The 17,503-nt window shown below is 41.3% G+C and carries 13 protein-coding genes; 1 reads left to right on the top strand and 12 read right to left on the bottom strand.

The genetic code is table 11. The annotated features are described in order from the left end of the window. Position 1 precedes the first annotated feature (1 nt). From mraY to leuO, 12 genes are all read right to left on the bottom strand, one after another. A complete protein-coding gene (mraY, locus tag M1E96_RS05985; protein WP_070925265.1) occupies positions 2–1,084 on the bottom strand; it encodes a phospho-N-acetylmuramoyl-pentapeptide-transferase in 1,083 nt (360 codons plus the stop codon). Further along, positions 1,078–2,451: a UDP-N-acetylmuramoyl-tripeptide--D-alanyl-D-alanine ligase gene (murF, locus tag M1E96_RS05980; RefSeq protein ID WP_337979846.1), complete on the bottom strand. Its 1,374-nt coding sequence runs from the start codon at positions 2,449–2,451 to the stop codon at positions 1,078–1,080. Before murF ends, mraY begins: the two co-directional genes overlap by 7 nt. Further along, positions 2,448–3,935: a UDP-N-acetylmuramoyl-L-alanyl-D-glutamate--2,6-diaminopimelate ligase gene (gene murE / locus M1E96_RS05975; protein WP_272580140.1), complete on the bottom strand. Its 1,488-nt coding sequence runs from the start codon at positions 3,933–3,935 to the stop codon at positions 2,448–2,450. Before murE ends, murF begins: the two co-directional genes overlap by 4 nt. After that, the gene (gene ftsI, locus M1E96_RS05970) at positions 3,922–5,688 is read right to left on the bottom strand and encodes a peptidoglycan glycosyltransferase FtsI (protein ID WP_070925262.1); all 1,767 of its coding nucleotides are present in this window, start codon (positions 5,686–5,688) and stop codon (positions 3,922–3,924) included. The genes murE and ftsI overlap by 14 nt, the downstream gene beginning before the upstream one ends. Positions 5,689–5,705: 17 nt before the next feature. After that, positions 5,706–6,026, bottom strand: a complete 321-nt coding sequence (ftsL, locus tag M1E96_RS05965) for a cell division protein FtsL (protein WP_140181791.1) — start codon at positions 6,024–6,026, stop codon at positions 5,706–5,708. Then, positions 6,026–6,976, bottom strand: a complete 951-nt coding sequence (gene rsmH, locus M1E96_RS05960) for a 16S rRNA (cytosine(1402)-N(4))-methyltransferase RsmH (protein ID WP_272580141.1) — start codon at positions 6,974–6,976, stop codon at positions 6,026–6,028. Before rsmH ends, ftsL begins: the two co-directional genes overlap by 1 nt. Positions 6,977–6,978: 2 nt before the next feature. Next, positions 6,979–7,437, bottom strand: coding sequence for a division/cell wall cluster transcriptional repressor MraZ (mraZ, locus tag M1E96_RS05955; protein ID WP_070925259.1), 459 nt, complete (start codon positions 7,435–7,437; stop codon positions 6,979–6,981). A 679-nt stretch (positions 7,438–8,116) separates the two neighbouring features. Beyond that, a complete protein-coding gene (gene cra, locus M1E96_RS05950; RefSeq protein WP_070925258.1) occupies positions 8,117–9,127 on the bottom strand; it encodes a catabolite repressor/activator in 1,011 nt (336 codons plus the stop codon). Positions 9,128–9,355: 228 nt separating this feature from the next. Continuing rightward, a complete protein-coding gene (ilvN, locus tag M1E96_RS05945; RefSeq protein ID WP_070925257.1) occupies positions 9,356–9,847 on the bottom strand; it encodes an acetolactate synthase small subunit in 492 nt (163 codons plus the stop codon). A gap of 2 nt (positions 9,848–9,849) precedes the next feature. Beyond that, positions 9,850–11,577: an acetolactate synthase 3 large subunit gene (gene ilvI / locus M1E96_RS05940; protein ID WP_070925256.1), complete on the bottom strand. Its 1,728-nt coding sequence runs from the start codon at positions 11,575–11,577 to the stop codon at positions 9,850–9,852. A 306-nt stretch (positions 11,578–11,883) separates the two neighbouring features. Next, positions 11,884–13,716: a long-chain fatty acid--CoA ligase gene (locus M1E96_RS05935; protein ID WP_272580142.1), complete on the bottom strand. Its 1,833-nt coding sequence runs from the start codon at positions 13,714–13,716 to the stop codon at positions 11,884–11,886. A gap of 358 nt (positions 13,717–14,074) precedes the next feature. Next, complete coding sequence (leuO, locus tag M1E96_RS05930) at positions 14,075–15,028, bottom strand: transcriptional regulator LeuO (protein ID WP_272580143.1); 954 nt, start codon at positions 15,026–15,028, stop codon at positions 14,075–14,077. 892 nt (positions 15,029–15,920) lie between these two features. Between leuO and leuA the strand changes: the two genes are divergently transcribed. Continuing rightward, on the top strand, positions 15,921–17,501 hold the full coding sequence (leuA, locus tag M1E96_RS05925; RefSeq protein WP_070925253.1) for a 2-isopropylmalate synthase: 1,581 nt from the start codon (positions 15,921–15,923) through the stop codon (positions 17,499–17,501). The last annotated feature ends 2 nt before the right edge of the window (positions 17,502–17,503 follow it).

The following is a 17,503-nucleotide window of genomic DNA, read 5'->3' as shown; positions in this document are numbered from 1 at the left end:
TTTAACGTACCTTTAATGTTGCTAGACCAATAAGTACTAGCATCAAAGAAATAATCCAGAAACGCACAATAACACGTGGTTCAGGCCAACCTTTCAACTCATAATGATGGTGAATCGGTGCCATACGAAATATACGTTGGCCACGCAATTTAAAAGAGCCTACTTGTAGAATGACCGATAAGGTTTCAACGACAAATACCCCACCCATGATCACTAATAAGAACTCTTGGCGCAGTAAAACGGCTATCGTACCTAAAGCACCACCCAATGCCAGTGAACCAACATCGCCCATAAACACTTGTGCAGGATAGGTATTAAACCAAAGGAAACCGAGCCCAGCCCCAACAATCGCGGTACACACAATCACGAGCTCACCCGCATGAGGTAAAAATGGTATATGTAAGTAACTCGCAAAATTGACGTTACCGGTTGCCCATGCCACTAGCGCAAAACCAGCAGCAACAAATACCGTTGGCATAATCGCTAAACCGTCGAGACCATCGGTTAGGTTCACGGCATTACTGGTTCCAACAATAACGAAGTAAGCCAGTAAGATATAAAGTACGCCTAGCTGTGGCATGACATCTTTAAAGAATGGCACAACTAGCTGTGTTGCCGGCGTATCATTACCAACCGCATACATTGAAAATGCGACGACTAAGGCGATGACGGATTGCCAAAAGTATTTCCATCGAGCAATCAAACCACGGCTATTTTTACGTACTACTTTTAAATAGTCGTCAGCAAAGCCCACTAAACCGTAGCCAACAAGTACCAACAGTACACACCAAACATAAGGGTTATCTAAACGTGCCCACAGTAATACTGAAATACTGATTGAAAACAGGATCAGGATCCCCCCCATAGTTGGGGTACCACGCTTGCTGAAGTGAGACTCAGGCCCCACATCACGTACAACTTGTCCAATCTGCATTTTTTGTAAATAGGCAATTAAACGAGGTCCCATCCACAACGCAATAGCAAGTGCTGTCAGCAAACCGACAATGGCTCTAAACGTCAAATAAGAGAAGACGTTAAAGACAGAAAAATGATGCACCAATATTTCGGCAAGCCAAACTAACATGCGAAGCACTCCTTCAATGCATTCACAACATCTTCCATGGCGGAGCTGCGTGAACCTTTAACTAAAATAGAAACAACCTCATTCTGCTGAACTAGCGGAATTAGTCGGGTTAATAAATCTTTTTTGAATGCAAAGTGCTCACCACATTCACTGGACTGACTGATCAACTCACTCAACGTACCAACGGTCAGTACTTTATCCAGACCTGCATTTTTTGCTGCTATGCCTACACGTTGATGGCAATCTTGTGCATAATCACCGAGTTCGCCCATATCCCCTGCCACCAAAATGCGATAGCCGGGCATTTTAGCCAAAACATTAATTGCTGCAATCATTGAGCCATCATTTGCGTTATATGTGTCATCTAAAACAACTTTCATATCGCTTAGCTGTACCGGATATAAACGGCCCGGCACGGCTTTTGTCGTTGCTAAGCCACGACGAATATCCTCTAACGTTGCGCCTACTGAAATTGCCAAAGCACTCGCAGCCAAAACGTTAGCAATATTATGCATCCCCGGTAAAGGCAAGCTGATTGCCACCTGCCCAACGGGTGTATGTAACATGAAATTCGTAGTTAACTGCTTTATCTCAATATCCGATGGATAAAAATCAGCTTTATCCTGTGCAGTTAATGAGTAATACCAAACGGTTTGGCGCGGCTGAAACTGCCATTTATCAGAACAGCTATCAAGGTTAACAATCGCTGTACCTTCTTCAGGAATACCTTGATAAATTTCACCTTTTGCACGAGCAACGCCTTCTGGTGAACCAAACCCAGCTAAATGTGCAGCAAATAAGTTATTAACCAAAGCGGTCTGTGGCTTGACAATATTCGTGGTATACGCGATTTCGTTTGGATGATTAGCGCCCATTTCAATCACAGCGTAATCATATTCATTGGTGAGTCTAAATAATGTTAGAGGAACACCGATATCATTGTTCAAATTCCCCGCGGTATACAGTGTGTTACCGCGAGTAGAAAGAATCGATGCGGTCATTTCTTTCACTGAAGTTTTACCAGAAGAACCGGTTAGACCAACGATTTTCGCTCGGCTTTGTTGACGAACCCAAGCGGCAAGCTGCCCCATCGCAAGACGGGTGTCATCTACAACCACTTGTGGACAGTCAACATCCAATTCACGGTCAACTAATAATGCAACTGCACCGCCTTCAACCACTGATTCGACAAAATCATGCGCATCGAAACGCTCGCCTTTTAATGCAATAAATAGGCAACCTGAGTCTATTTTACGGCTGTCGGTACTGACTGCATTTAAGGCTAATGTTGATGCATCAAGCCCTTCAATGCGACATAAATGCCCAGAAGTCACATCTGCAAGTTGAGTTAGCGTTAAAGGGATCATGCTAGCACCCCCAATAATCGAGCGACAGTAAGGCGATCTGAATAATCTAAACGGCGATGACCAATGATTTGGTAATCTTCATGCCCTTTACCCGCAATCACAATGACGTCGTCAACATTCGCTTGCATGATACTGCTAGTGACTGCTTCGGCACGACCAGGGATCGCCAATACACGGCTAGAGTCTAGAATACCCGCCATGATATCGTTAATAATATTCATCGGTTCTTCACTGCGAGGGTTGTCATCAGTGATCACCACTTTGTCAGCCCACTCTTCTGCCGCTGCCCCCATTAACGGGCGCTTGCCTTTATCACGATCACCACCACAACCAAACACGCACCATAGTTGCCCTTTACAATGTAAACGCGCTGCGGCTAACGCTTTTTCTAAAGCATCTGGCGTGTGGGCATAGTCAACAACCACTGTAGGTTTGTTCGGTGCACTGAACACCTCCATTCTCCCACAAACAGGCGATAATGAAGTGGCGGCATTTAATAGTTGGTCTAATGGGTAATCCATCATTAGCAATGTCGCCATGGCTAAAAGCAAGTTACTAACATTAAATGCCCCCATTAGTGGGCTTTCTAGTACTCCATCACCCCATGATGATGTGAAGTTGATCGTTGCACCACTATCATGATATTCAACGGCGGTTGTTTGTAGCCAAGAGCCTTGCCACTGTGATGGAATACGTTGTTCCATTGATACGGCGCAAGCTTGTGGTAAACGTTGTAGCCATTTCAGGCCAACTTCATCATCTGCATTAATAATTTGTGCTTTGGTTTGATGAGTGGAAAACAATAACCATTTAGCTGCTTCATAGTTTTCCATATCACCATGATAATCTAAGTGATCACGGCTTAAGTTAGTGAAGACCGCCGCATCGAAAGGCAGTGCGGCGACTCTGCCTTGGATCAAACCATGTGAAGAGACTTCCATCGCGGTCAAAGTTGCCTGATGTTTTAACAGCTGTGTCAATTCAACTTGAATATCTACTGCTGAGCCAGTGGTATTTTCACTTGGAGCAACCTGCCCTAACAAGCCATTACCTACCGTCCCCATGACCGCGCTAGTTTCACCTAACCCTTGCGCCCATTGGGCAATTAATTGCGTCGTCGTGGTTTTACCATTTGTTCCTGTCACGCCCACGAGCTTCATTCTAGCTGCTGGGTGCTGGTAAAACTCACCGGCTAATGCAGAAAGTCGGTTATTTAAGTCATTGAGGTAAACAACCGGAACGCCATGTACATAACGTATTTCGCCTTCAGCGGCTTCTCCCGCAGCTTCAGCAATCACCGCAGCAACACCTTGTGCGATGGCTTGGGAAATATAATGTCGACCATCTGATTGATGGCCTTTAATAGCAATAAACAGATCTCCAGCCGCTGCTTTACGGCTGTCTAAAGTCATCTCACGTAATGAGATGTTTGCTGTGCTTACGCCAAATGGCGAAAGAAGATCACAAAGATTACGATCTGCCACTTTTAACCTCTTTTTTATTAATGACTATGTCGTTTTTCTCATCCGGCTGTAATGCGTCGGGCTCTATGTTCATCATGCGTAATACGCCTCCCATGATTGAACCAAATACTGGTGCAGATACTGCACCACCGTAATATTTACCCGCGTTAGGCTCATTGATAAGAACGACAAGGGCATAGCGAGGATTACTCGCAGGGGCGACACCAGCGGTATAAGCAATATATTTCTCTACGTAACGCCCCTCAGGACCCACTTTTTTCGCTGTTCCTGTTTTAATCGCAATACGATAGCCTTTGATTGCCGCTCGTGTTCCACCACCACCAGGCAAAGCAACACTTTCCATCATGTGTACTACGGTACGCATCGTTTGCTCTGGGAACACTCGTGTTCCCGGCACTGGAGGATCAACTTTAGTGATAGATAATGGACGGTAAATTCCAAAACTACCGATTGTTGCATAGGCACGGACTAATTGTAGTGGTGTGACCATTTGTCCATACCCAAAAGAAAAGGTGGCCCTATCTAAATCAGACCACCGTGTTTTTTTACTTGGAAAGATGCCACTACTTTCCCCGACTAACCCCAGATTAGTCGGCTTGCCAAACCCAAAGCGGCTATACACATCCACCAGCTCTGTAGCAGGCATCGCTAACGCCAGTTTTGAAACACCAACGTTACTCGACTTCTGTAAAATACCGGTAATAGATAACTCTGCATAACGAGCAACGTCCTTGATTTCATGGCCGCTGATCCGATATGGATAAGTATTCAATACCGTATTTTCTTTGATAATACGATTATTCAGTGCACTCATTACGACTAACGGTTTTACCGTTGAGCCTGGTTCGAAAATGTCGGTGATCGCCCGATTACGCATTGCATCCATCGGCGTGCCCGCTAAGTTATTCGGGTTATAGGATGGACTATTTGCCATCGCTAAAATTTCACCGGTGTGCACATCCACTAAAATCGCTACACCAGACTCTGCTTTGTTTTCTTGAACACCTTTAGTCAACTCACGATAAACGATAGATTGGATCCGTTCATCGATACTCAATACTAGGTTGTGTGCTGCTTGGCTATCTACTGATGAAACGGTTTCGATCACGCGACCATTACGATCTTTACGAACAGTTCGCTCACCGGGAGAGCCTTTTAACCAGCGTTCAAAACTTTTTTCAACGCCCTCAATGCCTTCACCATCAATATTTGTTACGCCAATTAAATGCGCAGTCACGGGCCCTGAAGGGTAATAACGGCGTGACTCTTTGCGTAAGTAAATACCGGGCACTTTCAATTTAGAAATATATTCACCAATTGATGGGTTCACTTGGCGAGCAAGATACACAAAACGGCCTTTTGGATTAGCCGATATTTTTGCAGTAATTTGTTCTAGAGGGATTTCCAGCGCATCAGCCAGTGCTTTCCAGTGCTCATTATTGCTAACGCCCCCTTTCTCAAACACCACTTTCGGATCCGCCCAGATAGCGTTTACAGGAACACTAACGGCTAATTGTCGCCCTTCTCTATCACTGATCATACCGCGAGCTGTCGATACTTCCTGAACCCGCAGTGAGCGCATATCGCCCTCTTTTACTAATTTTTCTGGCGCGATAATTTGTAAATAGGCAACACGCACCAGTAGCCCAGCTAAAGCTAATAAAATGCAGCCACACAGCAAAGCAAAACGCCAGCTGACAAAGCTGGTATTTTCTTCCTGTTTCTTATTTTTAGCTGACTTCGGTGCTTTCATTAGTCACGTAACCTTATCTACTGCTTAGAAACAATGATATTTTCTTGAGAAGGCTCAACATGAACCATCTGTAATTTATCCACAGATAAGCGTTCAACTCGGCTGTGGCTAGCTAATGCGTTTTCTTCTAGGATCAGATTGCGCCATTCAATATCTAGCGCATCTTTTTCTTCGTATAATCTATCTTTTTCTGCTGTCAGTAAGCGCGTTTCATGGGCGGTGGTAACCACAAATACAGCACTGATAATAATCGCAGCAAGTAAAATTAAAGGAATAATTCCATAACGGAAAAGATCGCGCCCGATAACTTTTCCTAGGCTATGCCTTTCTGGAACCATTACGCCATCCTCTGTGCGAAGCGCAATACCGAACTGCGCGCTCTTGGATTTTCATCTACCTCAGCGCCAGAAGGTTTCATTTTCCCCACTTCACGTAACTTGGCAGCACCTAACTCTTTAATTTGAGTTTCAGTCAGTGGGATCCCTGCTGGCACACTCGGACCTTTACTATTTCGGCGGATAAAACGTTTCACTAATCTATCTTCTAGCGAATGGAAACTGATTACCGATAAACGCCCTTCTGGTGCGAGAACAGCCACTGCGCCTTCAAGTGCCTGTTCTATTTCTTCTAATTCACTGTTGATATAGATACGTATTGCTTGAAAGCTTCGGGTTGCTGGGTGCTTATGACGATCTTTTATCGGGCTCACTTTCGCAATTAATTCAGCTAGCTGACGAGTACGCGTTAATGCCTCTTCTTCAGGATTATGATTACGCTCAACAATGGCTCTCGCTATACGTTTTGCAAAACGCTCCTCACCAAAGGTTTTCAGTACCCATGCAATGTCATCCGCTTCTGCATTCATGAGCCATTGCTGTGCTGATTGACCTCTCGTGGGATCCATACGCATATCTAGGGGTCCATCTCGCATAAACGAAAAACCGCGTTCTGGATCATCTAATTGTGGTGATGACACGCCAAGGTCTAATAAAACACCATCAATTTTGCCAACCAATCCTTCTTCTGCGACATAATCCGCAATCGCAGAAAATGGCCCATGTTTAATCATAAAACGTGGATCATTAATTAATTGAGCCGCTTTAATTGCTTCAGGATCACGGTCAATCGCAATCAGGCGCCCTTGTTCATTTAGCTGACTTAATATCAATCTTGAGTGACCACCACGGCCAAAGGTGCCATCGATATAGATACCGTTTGGCTTAATATTGAGTCCGTTGACTGCTTCATCAAGCAATACTGTTACATGTTTAAATTGCTGCTGTGTCATGTTTATAGTGACAAATCCTGTAAGCGGGCTGACAGCGGTTCTTGGGTTTGTCTTTCAGCAGTTATATCTTCTTCAACTTGCTGATACCAAGTCTGTTCATCCCAAAGTTCAAATTTATTTATTTGGCCGACTAACATGACCTCTTTTGTTAGCCCTGCGTGTTGGCGCAGCGTACTAGCTAACAAAAGACGCCCTGCATTATCCATTTGGCATTCACTGGCATGCCCTAATAACAGACGCTGTACACGCCGTTCCGCAGGGTTCATGGTTGATAAGCGAGACAGTTTTTCTTCAATAATTTCCCATTCAGGTAACGTGTAAAGTAATAGGCATGGCTGGTGGAGGTCGATGGTACATACCATCTGCCCCTTAGATTCCTCGCTCAGCATTCCCCGATATCGGGTAGGCACGGTAAGACGCCCTTTGCTGTCGAGATTTACCAGTGTTGCCCCACGAAACATACCCAGTAAAACCTCTTTATTTCCTGTTTACCCACTTTACCCCACAATTCTCCACTTATAAAGTTTACGAATGGTAGGAAAACCTTGTCAAGCCAGATGCACCTAGCTTTTGCTTTATTTACAGAACAATTCAGAAAAGATAAGAGAGGGTAAAATCTAATTCGGAGATAAAATTATGAATAACGGGTTGATATAACTCATTTATTTTTGACAATGCAGTAAATATTGACTTAATTCTATTTTACTGACGAAAAAACGGGCAAATGATGATATATCCTATATACGTCTCATTTTTAATCAGCTTATCGATAACCGATTCTTTACTTTCAAATTAACCGTGAATGTCTAATTACTATAAATATTCTCGATAATTGCCTCACAGGAAAATAAAAACCATAAATTTCAACCTATTAAAACACTGTTTTAATAGACAGTATTTTAACTCAAATATGGATTCAGGATAAATTTTATATTTAAACCTAAACTTTTAAATTAATTTTTTTATTTAATTTTATTCCACTTCGAGAAATTAGATTTATCCGATTAAGAATATTCCTAAAGTTAAATATTTACTTATTTTTAGCATGAAATAAAAAGCCCCTTTTGAATAGGGGCTAATATGATACTCATAAATGTGATCGATATCACTCAGTATTCAACCAGATTAATTAAAAAATAATTATTCCTTACGACCTAAGCTACCACGTCGGCATAAATCACGGCGAATACGTGTAATACCTGTATCAGGTTTTTGCTTTTCATCTAGACTTGCAAGAACTAATTCTAAAATACGTTCAGCAATATCCCTATGACGCTGTGCAAGCGATAAAACAGGACAGCCAAGAAAATCAAGCAACTCGCTATCACCGAACGTTGCAATTACCATATGTTCTGGTAAGCGCCCGTTACGTTTCAATGCGACATCGAGCACACCTTGCAACAGCGAAAATGACGTCGTAAACAAAGCATCAGGCATCTGATTGCCTTTATCTAACCACTCAGCAAACACATCTGCTGCTGACGCCCTCTCATAACTATTAGCGTACAGATAATTAACTTCTCTTGAATCGCCTTCCCAGCCCTTACGAAAACCTTGTTCACGCAAATAACTGACGGATAGCTCAGGTAAAGCGCCAAGATATAACACTGATTTTGCAGGAAATTTCTTCAGCTCAGTTGAGATCATCAATGCATCTTCTTGGTCATCACCCACTACGCTAATAAAGTGCTCTTTTTCAAGCGCCCTATCAAGAGCGATAATAGGTAAGGAACGATTTGCCCAGCGCTGATAAAAAGGATGTTCAGGAGGTAGTGCCGTTGAGACAATAATCGCATCAACTTGACGCTGCAAAAGATGTTCAACGCAACGAATTTCATTATCAGGTTGATCTTCAGAGCAGGCTATCAATAACTGATAGCCGCGTTGGCGTGCCTGACGTTCAAGATAATTAGCGATACGAGTATAGCTCGTATTTTCGAGATCAGGGATGACTAGCCCTATCGAACGTGTTCTCCCTGCGCGTAGCCCCGCAGCTACGGCATTTGGATGGTAATTGTGCTCTCTGACAACAGCCATCACTTTTTCTACAGTTTTATCGCTGACTCGATACTGCTTGGCCTTGCCGTTGATCACATAACTAGCCGTTGTGCGGGAAACCCCTGCTAAACGGGCTATTTCATCCAGTTTCACGTTAACCTCTTTGTGTGTTTCAACCAAACTTAATACATTGATTATACTGCTTATATTGCAGTCTCTAATAACCGCAAGCCTATATACTCGTTATATTTCAAGCAGTAGAGGGGATTAACTACCTGCATCTTGAATTATTTAGAGTATAAAATAACAGCTGACGGTCAAAGCCCCGAATGACTCGGGGCTTTACACATTACTGCATTCTACCTTCAGCTGACAAATTTTTCATCGCATAATTTTATCACCGCGTGATACACCGATGATACCTGAACGTACAACTTCAACAATTTCAGCAACACCACGCACCGCTTCGATAAAAGCATCTAGTTTATCGCTTGTTCCTGCGAGCTGAACGGTATAAAGCGTTGGCGTCACATCAACAATCTGTCCACGGAAAATATCTGAGCAACGTTTGATTTCATCACGCCCATAACCTGATGCTTGCAACTTAACTAACATAATTTCACGTTCAATATGTGCTGAAGCCGTTAATTCGCTAACACGCAATACATCTACTAATTTATGTAGCTGCTTTTCAATTTGCTCAAGAACTTTCGCATCGCCTTTTGTCTGAATAGTCATTCGAGACAATGTCGGATCATCTGTCGGTGCAACCGTCAAACTTTCAATATTGTAGCCACGTTGAGAAAATAGCCCGATGACTCGAGATAACGCACCGGATTCGTTTTCTAATAAAACTGATAAAATACGACGCATGATCAAGTCCTCTCCGTTTTGCTCAGCCACATTTCATCCATTGCACCACCACGGATTTGCATTGGGTAAACATGCTCAGTTTCATCAACATTAATATCAACAAACACTAAGCGTTGGTTTTCATTAACCTCAACCAAGGCTTGCTTTAACTTGTCATCTAACTCAGCAGGAGAGCTGATAGAAATACCGACATGACCATAAGCTTCAGCAAGCTTCACAAAGTCAGGCAATGATTCCATATAAGAGTGAGAGTGTCGCCCTTGATAAATCATATCTTGCCACTGCTTCACCATGCCTAAAAAACCATTATTTAAGTTCAATACAATGACAGGTAAGCCGTATTGCAGCGCCGTTGACAGCTCTTGAATATTCATTTGAATACTGCCATCACCAGTAACACAAATAACGGTAGATTGTGGATGCGCTAATTTAACCCCTAAAGCAGCGGGTAAACCAAAGCCCATCGTTCCTAAGCCACCTGAGTTGATCCAGCGACGAGGTTTATCAAATGGATAATATAATGCCGCAAACATTTGATGTTGGCCGACATCTGAAGTCACATAAGCCTCACCCTGTGTTAAACGATAGATAGCTTCAATGGCTTGCTGTGGTTTAACTTTTTGGCTATTGGTTTGGTAACTAAGGCATTTTTTCTCGCGCCATGTTTCGATATCCTTCCACCACGCCTGAAGCGCTTGGCTATTCTGCTTTGTGGAAGCTTGATCTAACTGGCTCAGCATTTGCTGAAGTGCCAATTTAGCATCACCAACAATCGGAATATCTGTATTTACGGTTTTTGAAATAGAGGTTGGGTCAACATCGATTTGGATAACCGTGGCATTTGGGCAATATTTTTCGAGGTTATTGGTGGTTCTATCATCAAAACGCACCCCAACTGCAAAAATTACATCCGAGTTATGCATGACTTTATTGGCTTCATAAGTCCCATGCATGCCTAACATCCCAACGGATAAATGATGTGTTTCAGGGAAAGCTCCGAGTCCCATTAACGTCGAAACCACTGGAAGTTGCAACTTTTCAGCAAGTTCTAGAATTTCTGGTGAGCAGCTTGAGTTGATCGCACCACCACCAATATAAAATACTGGCTTTTGTGCTGCTATCAGCTTAGAAAGTGCTTTTTTGATTTGTCCTTTATGGCCTTGCAACGTCGGGTTGTATGAGCGCAAAGAAACTGTTTCAGGATAGCGATAAGGGTATTTGTGCGCCGGGCTGACTGTATCTTTAGGTAAATCAATGACCACAGGACCAGGACGCCCACTTGCTGCAATATAAAATGCTTTTTTGATGATTGCAGGTATGTCTTCCGCTTTTTTAACTAAAAAACTATGTTTTACAATTGGGCGAGATATTCCCACCATATCACATTCTTGGAATGCATCATTACCGATAAGGGAGCTTGCGACTTGCCCTGATAGTACGACCAAGGGAATAGAATCCATGTATGCTGTTGCAATACCGGTGATCGCATTTGTCGCACCGGGCCCTGAAGTCACTAAGACGACTCCTACATCCCCTGTCGATCGTGCGTATCCATCCGCCATATGTACAGCGGCTTGTTCATGACGAACGAGTATATGATCCACACCACCAACGGTATGAAGTGCATCATAGATATCTAAAACAGCACCACCTGGATAACCAAATACGTGCTTTACACCTTGGTCTATCAATGACTTGACGACCATTTCTGCTCCCGACAACATCTCCATGAGTTTGCCCCCAGACTATTTTTGCAAGTTAACAGAGGTATGACTGTCCTCGTAATTATTGTCATTTCTTCTGTCGTAATTATGACTGCTATTAACATATCGTTGAGATTAATACGACGCAAACATCATTTGTTAAGCAAAAATGTCAACTTAGAGCATTCACTCCATCTTTATTAATTATTAGTCGAACTAACTAAGATAATAACGAAGAGCAGCAAATATCGCTGCAATGTAGTGAAAAAGAGTGCAAAGTGCAGCCGGATATGATGTTAAATATCCGGCTAAGAGAGAAATGTGATAGCTTAATTATTCACGATACATTGATTCTATTTCAGACTGGTAACGTTCTGATATGATCTTTCTACGTAATTTGAGTGTTGGTGTCAGCTCCCCTTTTTCCATTGAGAAATTGACAGGAAGTAGTGTAAAACGTTTAACTTGATGGAATGCTTCAATATTTTTTTGCAAATCTTTTAAGCGAGTTTCAAATAAGGCCACGATATTTGAGTCTTTGAGCAATTCAAGTCGGTCACGGTATTTTAAGTTAATCGACCGTGCATATTCCTCAAGTGAATCATAACAAGGCACAATTAAAGCCGATACAAATTTGCGCGCATCTGCAATTACCGCAATATGTTCAATAAATTGATCCTGCCCTAACACCCCTTCAATCATTTGTGGTGCAATATATTTACCATTCGATGTTTTCATCAAATCTTTCAAACGATCAGTAATATACAGATTGCCTTGTGCATCTATCTCACCCGCATCACCCGTTTTTAACCAACCATCCGCTGTAAAAGTATCATCAGTTTCTTGTGGACGATTATAATAACCTTTCATCACCACAGGCCCTTTGACCTGAATTTCATTATTATTGCCAATACGTACTTCGACTGATGATAAAGGTGTCCCAATAGATCCGAGCGGATAACGCCCTTCTTCCCAGCATGAAACCGTCGCGCAGGTTTCTGTCATACCATAACCATACTTAATATTAATGCCAGCGGCTAAAAAGAAAGCAATCACATCATCATCTAAGCGCGCACCAGCAGCAGGCATAAAACGAATGCGTCCACCAAGCAACTGACGCAACTTGGTGAGAACCAATTTATCCGCCAAATTATAAAATGCGTTATTAATAATTGAGAGTGATGAGCCTTTGGTAAGAGCTTTCGTTTTTTTCTTACCTTGGGCTAGTGCCCATTTAAACAATAAACGACGCGGTAGAGGCGCTTTAGCAACTTTACCTAATACCGCACTATATACTTTTTCATAAAAACGAGGCACGGCACACATCACCGTTGGTTTTACATCTGCTAATGCCTCTCTAACCGCATTGGTGTCTGTTAAATACACATTGCGAGCGCCAGTATGCATAACATAGAAACTCCAAGCGCGTTCAAAAACATGAGATAGTGGTAGAAAACTTAATGATACATCTTCAGAAGTGAGTTTCAAACGTTGATCGTGCAAATAGAGTTGTGCTGCCATGTTGTAATAATCCAACATAACACCTTTAGGTTCACCGGTTGTTCCTGATGTATAAATGATAGTGAAAAGATCACTAAGGTTATGAGCAGCAATTCGACGATTTAATTCATCTTGATATTCTACGGTATTTTGCTCAATAAAGTGCGATAAGTGGTATGAAGGAATGTCACTTTCTAGTAACTCAACATCACTGTTAAGCACCACAATAGCAATAAGCTGTGGGCAATGCGATTTTAATTGACACGCAATGTGATACTGCTCTTGCTCGCCGACAAATAGAATACGGATGTTTGCATCATTAATGATATAGGCGGCTTGTTCTAAGCTACTTGTTGCATATAAAGGTACCGTCACGGCTTTTAGTTGTAAAACAGCGAGGTCAACTAAAGACCAATTCATACTGTTATGGGCAAATAACCCAATGTTTTCCTGTATGGCAACATTAAGCGACAGAAGACGGCAAGCAATTGCAGAAGAGAGTTGTTCAACTTCCTTCCACGTCAGCTCACTCTGTTGGCCATTATGCCATTGACTGAAAGCTATCCGGCTTGCCGATTCAACAGCACTAAATCTATTGTGCAAGCGATTAACCAGATGGTAAGGATAAAGGTTTTCAGTAATCAAAGTGTGTTTCCTATAGTACATTTGTTAACTGAAGTGATTCGGCAAAGTCACAAGACACTTCGTAAGTTAATTATTTCAGCTTACAACTGTTAGCTGAATACTTGGAGTGTATAGACTAAAAAGGAGCGAGGAAAGAGGTATTATGTAAAGATTATGCAAATGTTATTGGCTTAACAAAACCCACTATTGTATTTCACTCTGACGAGTTACTCTCATAATACGACCTGTTACAACACTTTTAATTAAGGTATGGCGACTAGGTTCATGCGCTATTCATCACATACTGTGTATGCCCCTAGCACCTCATTCACAGATTACCTAGCCGCACCTTAAGTAAATTTTAATTAAACAGTATAAGAAGGGTTAATCAGCAGTAAGCCTAGATTGATGATTCTGTAATAAGCTGACAAATTCGTGATTTCATCCATTGATGCCCTTTATCGCGAGACGTTGACTCATGCCATGTTAAATAACATGGACGTGTATTGTCAGCCCAAGGCAAGGCCACTGTGCGAACAGGGAATTTATTATCTGCATGCTCAACCAACCATTTAGGTACAATAGCGACTAAATTAGTTTGTGACACCATATTTAGCACACTGTGTAAATTGATTCCTTGATAACTAATTGTTTGTGATAAATCAGTATTAGAATAATATAAATGACTAAATGAACCAATATTATCCATAGACATAACTGCATGTTTTTCGTTTACTAACTCTTCAAGCGTGATGCTATTTCCAATATAAGGATGGTTATTGGCCACCACTAAAACAGCTTCATCATTAAAGATAATTTGATGTTGATATTCGTTTTTACCGAGCTTATTGTAGCTTATCGAAAAATCTGTTTCTTGATATTTTAGTTTATGTTCAATGTTATTATCTAAGAAACCATGAATAACTATATTAATATTAGGTGATATTTCTTTAAACTTTTCGACAACAATTGCCGCTAAGCGAATATCTAGAGGGGAGCAAATCGCTAAATTAAAAATCCTTTCGCTAATCAGGGGATCAAAAGAGGCTCCGGGTAGTTCATTATGAACTAATTGTAAGGCTTGTCTAATAGGACCAAATAATTGCTTAGCACGTGATGTCGGTTGGATCCCTCTACCGTAACGAACAAAAAGCTCATCATTAAACATTGATTTTAAACGAGATACTGCATTACTTACCGCAGGTTGTGACATCCCCAAAATTTGTGCTGCTTTAGTCACATTTTGCATTTGCATTACAACATCAAAGACTGTCAGTAAATTTAAGTCTACGTTTCTTAGATGAATATCACTATTCTCTTTTTTTGTTGGTGAAACTGTATCAAAATCAATCATTCTTTACTCCAATAAAGATATTTATCATTTTTAATTAATGACAATTCATATACCTATAACTTATTTAATAGATGCATAAATTCATTAAATATTATTTTTCAAACAACTTATACATAATAAGCTATTCTGCGTTCCCTGCATTTATAAAACGACGCTCTAATTATATAACTTATAGATTTGATGATACAATATAAGCTGTAATAAGAAGCGAAGGTATTCATATATTAAATGAATATTACTCATTCATTTAAAACTACTATTGTTAACCCCAAAATAATAAAACAATTTTTAAAATAAATCATAATAAATATGATCAGCTTTACCGAAACATTCTCATTATCAGATTAATTATAAATTATTCATTTACCGAATAATTTATTGATTGAAAACTATAATTCAAGCCTATTTCTATTTCTCACTTTATCGCTTTATTCACATCGCAAAGTCGCGCAAAAAACACCCAAAACAATCAGTTTATGCTATGTTTTTACCTCGACATTTCATGAAAAGAATTTTACCCCTGCTTTATGACCAAAATATAGGGAAAAACATCACTAAAAATTTAGAAATTAGTCACAATCACTAAGTATTGATGATGATTCATAATTCGCAAAATTTACGACAAAAATCTAAAGTTGACAGCAAAGAAAAGATCACGTATCAATAAATATATCTTGATGAAAAACAAATTTTAGAGACCGCGTAAATGACAATTTCTATCCGCCTACTAAGCCTACTACTACTCGCATCCAATGTGCGCGGTATGCTTGTGGACGGAAGGTAACACGCAGTCCAGAAACATAAAGAACCCGCGCCAGCCGCGGGTTTTTTTATGCCTGCCGGCACCGCAAAAATATAACGATAAAATTCTGTATTTAAAGAGGAACACAACATGAGCGATCAAGTCATTATATTCGATACCACCTTACGTGACGGCGAACAGGCATTGCAGGCAAGTTTATCCGTTAAAGAAAAATTACAGATTGCGTTTGCGTTAGAACGCTTGGGCGTAGATATCATTGAAGCAGGTTTTCCGGTTTCCTCTCCCGGTGATTTTGAATCTGTACAAACTATCGCTCGTGAAATTAAAAATAGCCGTATCTGTGCATTAGCTCGCTGTGTGCAAAATGATATTGATGTGGCTGCTGAATCATTAAAAGTCGCTGAAGCATTTCGTATCCATATCTTTTTAGCTACCTCAAACTTACATGTACAAAAGAAATTAAATAAAACGTTTGATGGTGTCATGGATATGGCGATCGACTCAATCAAACGCGCTAGACGTTATACTGATGATGTTGAATTTTCATGTGAAGATGCAGGCCGTACCGATATTGATAACTTATGCCGTATTGTTGAATCCGCAATCAAAGCTGGCGCAACCACCATCAATATTCCAGATACTGTTGGCTACACCACGCCATACCAATTCGGTGGCATTATTACTTCTTTATATGAACGCGTTCCTAATATTGATAAAGCTATTATTTCTGTGCACTGTCATGATGATTTGGGCATGTCTGTTGCCAACTCCATTACAGCCGTACAAGCGGGTGCTCGCCAAGTTGAAGGAACCATTAATGGATTAGGTGAACGTGCAGGCAATACCGCATTAGAAGAAGTGATTATGGCCATCAAATTGCGCGAGCAGATGATGAATGTTCATACCAATATTAATCACAAAGAAATCTACCGTACCAGCCAATTAGTTAGCCAGTTATGTAACACACCGATCCCTGCCAATAAAGCTGTTGTAGGCAGCAATGCATTTGCTCACTCATCGGGGATCCACCAAGACGGTGTGCTGAAGAACCGCGAAACCTATGAAATTATGACGCCAGAATCGATTGGCTTGAAAGCTATCCAATTGAATTTAACCTCTCGTTCAGGTCGTGCAGCGGTTAAACATCGCATGGAAGAAATGGGATACCATGAAGGGAAAGATTTCAATTTAGATGAATTGTATACCGCCTTCTTAGGTTTAGCCGATAAGAAAGGCCAAGTGTTCGATTATGACTTAGAAGCATTGGCTTTCTTTGCTAATCAGCAAGATGAAACTGACCATTTTGTCATGGACTATTTCAGCACCCAATCAGGCTCCAGTGTCGTTGCGACCGCAACAGTGAAAATGCGCTGCGGGGAAGAGGAAAAATCAGAAGCTGCCACTGGCAACGGCCCTGTTGATGCCATTTATCAAGCTATTAGCAAGATCACAAATTACCCTATTCAATTAGTATCGTACAAATTATCCGCAAAAGGCCAAGGTGAGAATGCGCTAGGCCAAGTCGATATTGTTGTCGAATGCTTCAATCGCCGTTTCCACGGAATGGGCTTAGCAACAGATATCGTTGAGTCTTCTGCAAAAGCAATGGTGCATGTATTAAATAGCATCTGGCGTTCTGAGCAAGTCGAAAAAGAAAAACAAAAAATAAATCAACAAGAATCACAATCAAATACAAAGGAAGCTGTATAACA

This window comes from Providencia sp. PROV236, assembly GCF_033676985.1.
In the GTDB taxonomy this organism is placed as follows: Bacteria; Pseudomonadota; Gammaproteobacteria; order Enterobacterales; family Enterobacteriaceae; genus Providencia; species Providencia manganoxydans.
Note: the sequence above shows the minus strand (reverse complement) of the source record. Positions and strands in the feature narration are given on the sequence as shown.

Bases quoted from the DNA above. Each gene is read 5' to 3' on its own strand.
- mraY (WP_070925265.1), bottom strand. From the start codon at position 1,084: ATGTTAGTTTGGCTTGCCGAAATATTGGTGCATCATTTTTCTGTCTTT.
- ftsL (WP_140181791.1), bottom strand. From the start codon at position 6,026: ATGGTTCCAGAAAGGCATAGCCTAGGAAAAGTTATCGGGCGCGATCTT.
- rsmH (WP_272580141.1), bottom strand. From the start codon at position 6,976: ATGACACAGCAGCAATTTAAACATGTAACAGTATTGCTTGATGAAGCA.
- ilvN (WP_070925257.1), bottom strand. From the start codon at position 9,847: ATGCGTCGTATTTTATCAGTTTTATTAGAAAACGAATCCGGTGCGTTA.
- ilvI (WP_070925256.1), bottom strand. From the start codon at position 11,577: ATGGAGATGTTGTCGGGAGCAGAAATGGTCGTCAAGTCATTGATAGAC.
- ftsI (WP_070925262.1), bottom strand. From the start codon at position 5,688: ATGAAAGCACCGAAGTCAGCTAAAAATAAGAAACAGGAAGAAAATACC.
- leuO (WP_272580143.1), bottom strand. From the start codon at position 15,028: ATGATTGATTTTGATACAGTTTCACCAACAAAAAAAGAGAATAGTGAT.
- mraZ (WP_070925259.1), bottom strand. From the start codon at position 7,437: ATGTTTCGTGGGGCAACACTGGTAAATCTCGACAGCAAAGGGCGTCTT.
- M1E96_RS05935 (WP_272580142.1), bottom strand. From the start codon at position 13,716: ATGTACTATAGGAAACACACTTTGATTACTGAAAACCTTTATCCTTAC.
- leuA (WP_070925253.1), top strand. From the start codon at position 15,921: ATGAGCGATCAAGTCATTATATTCGATACCACCTTACGTGACGGCGAA.
- murF (WP_337979846.1), bottom strand. From the start codon at position 2,451: ATGATCCCTTTAACGCTAACTCAACTTGCAGATGTGACTTCTGGGCAT.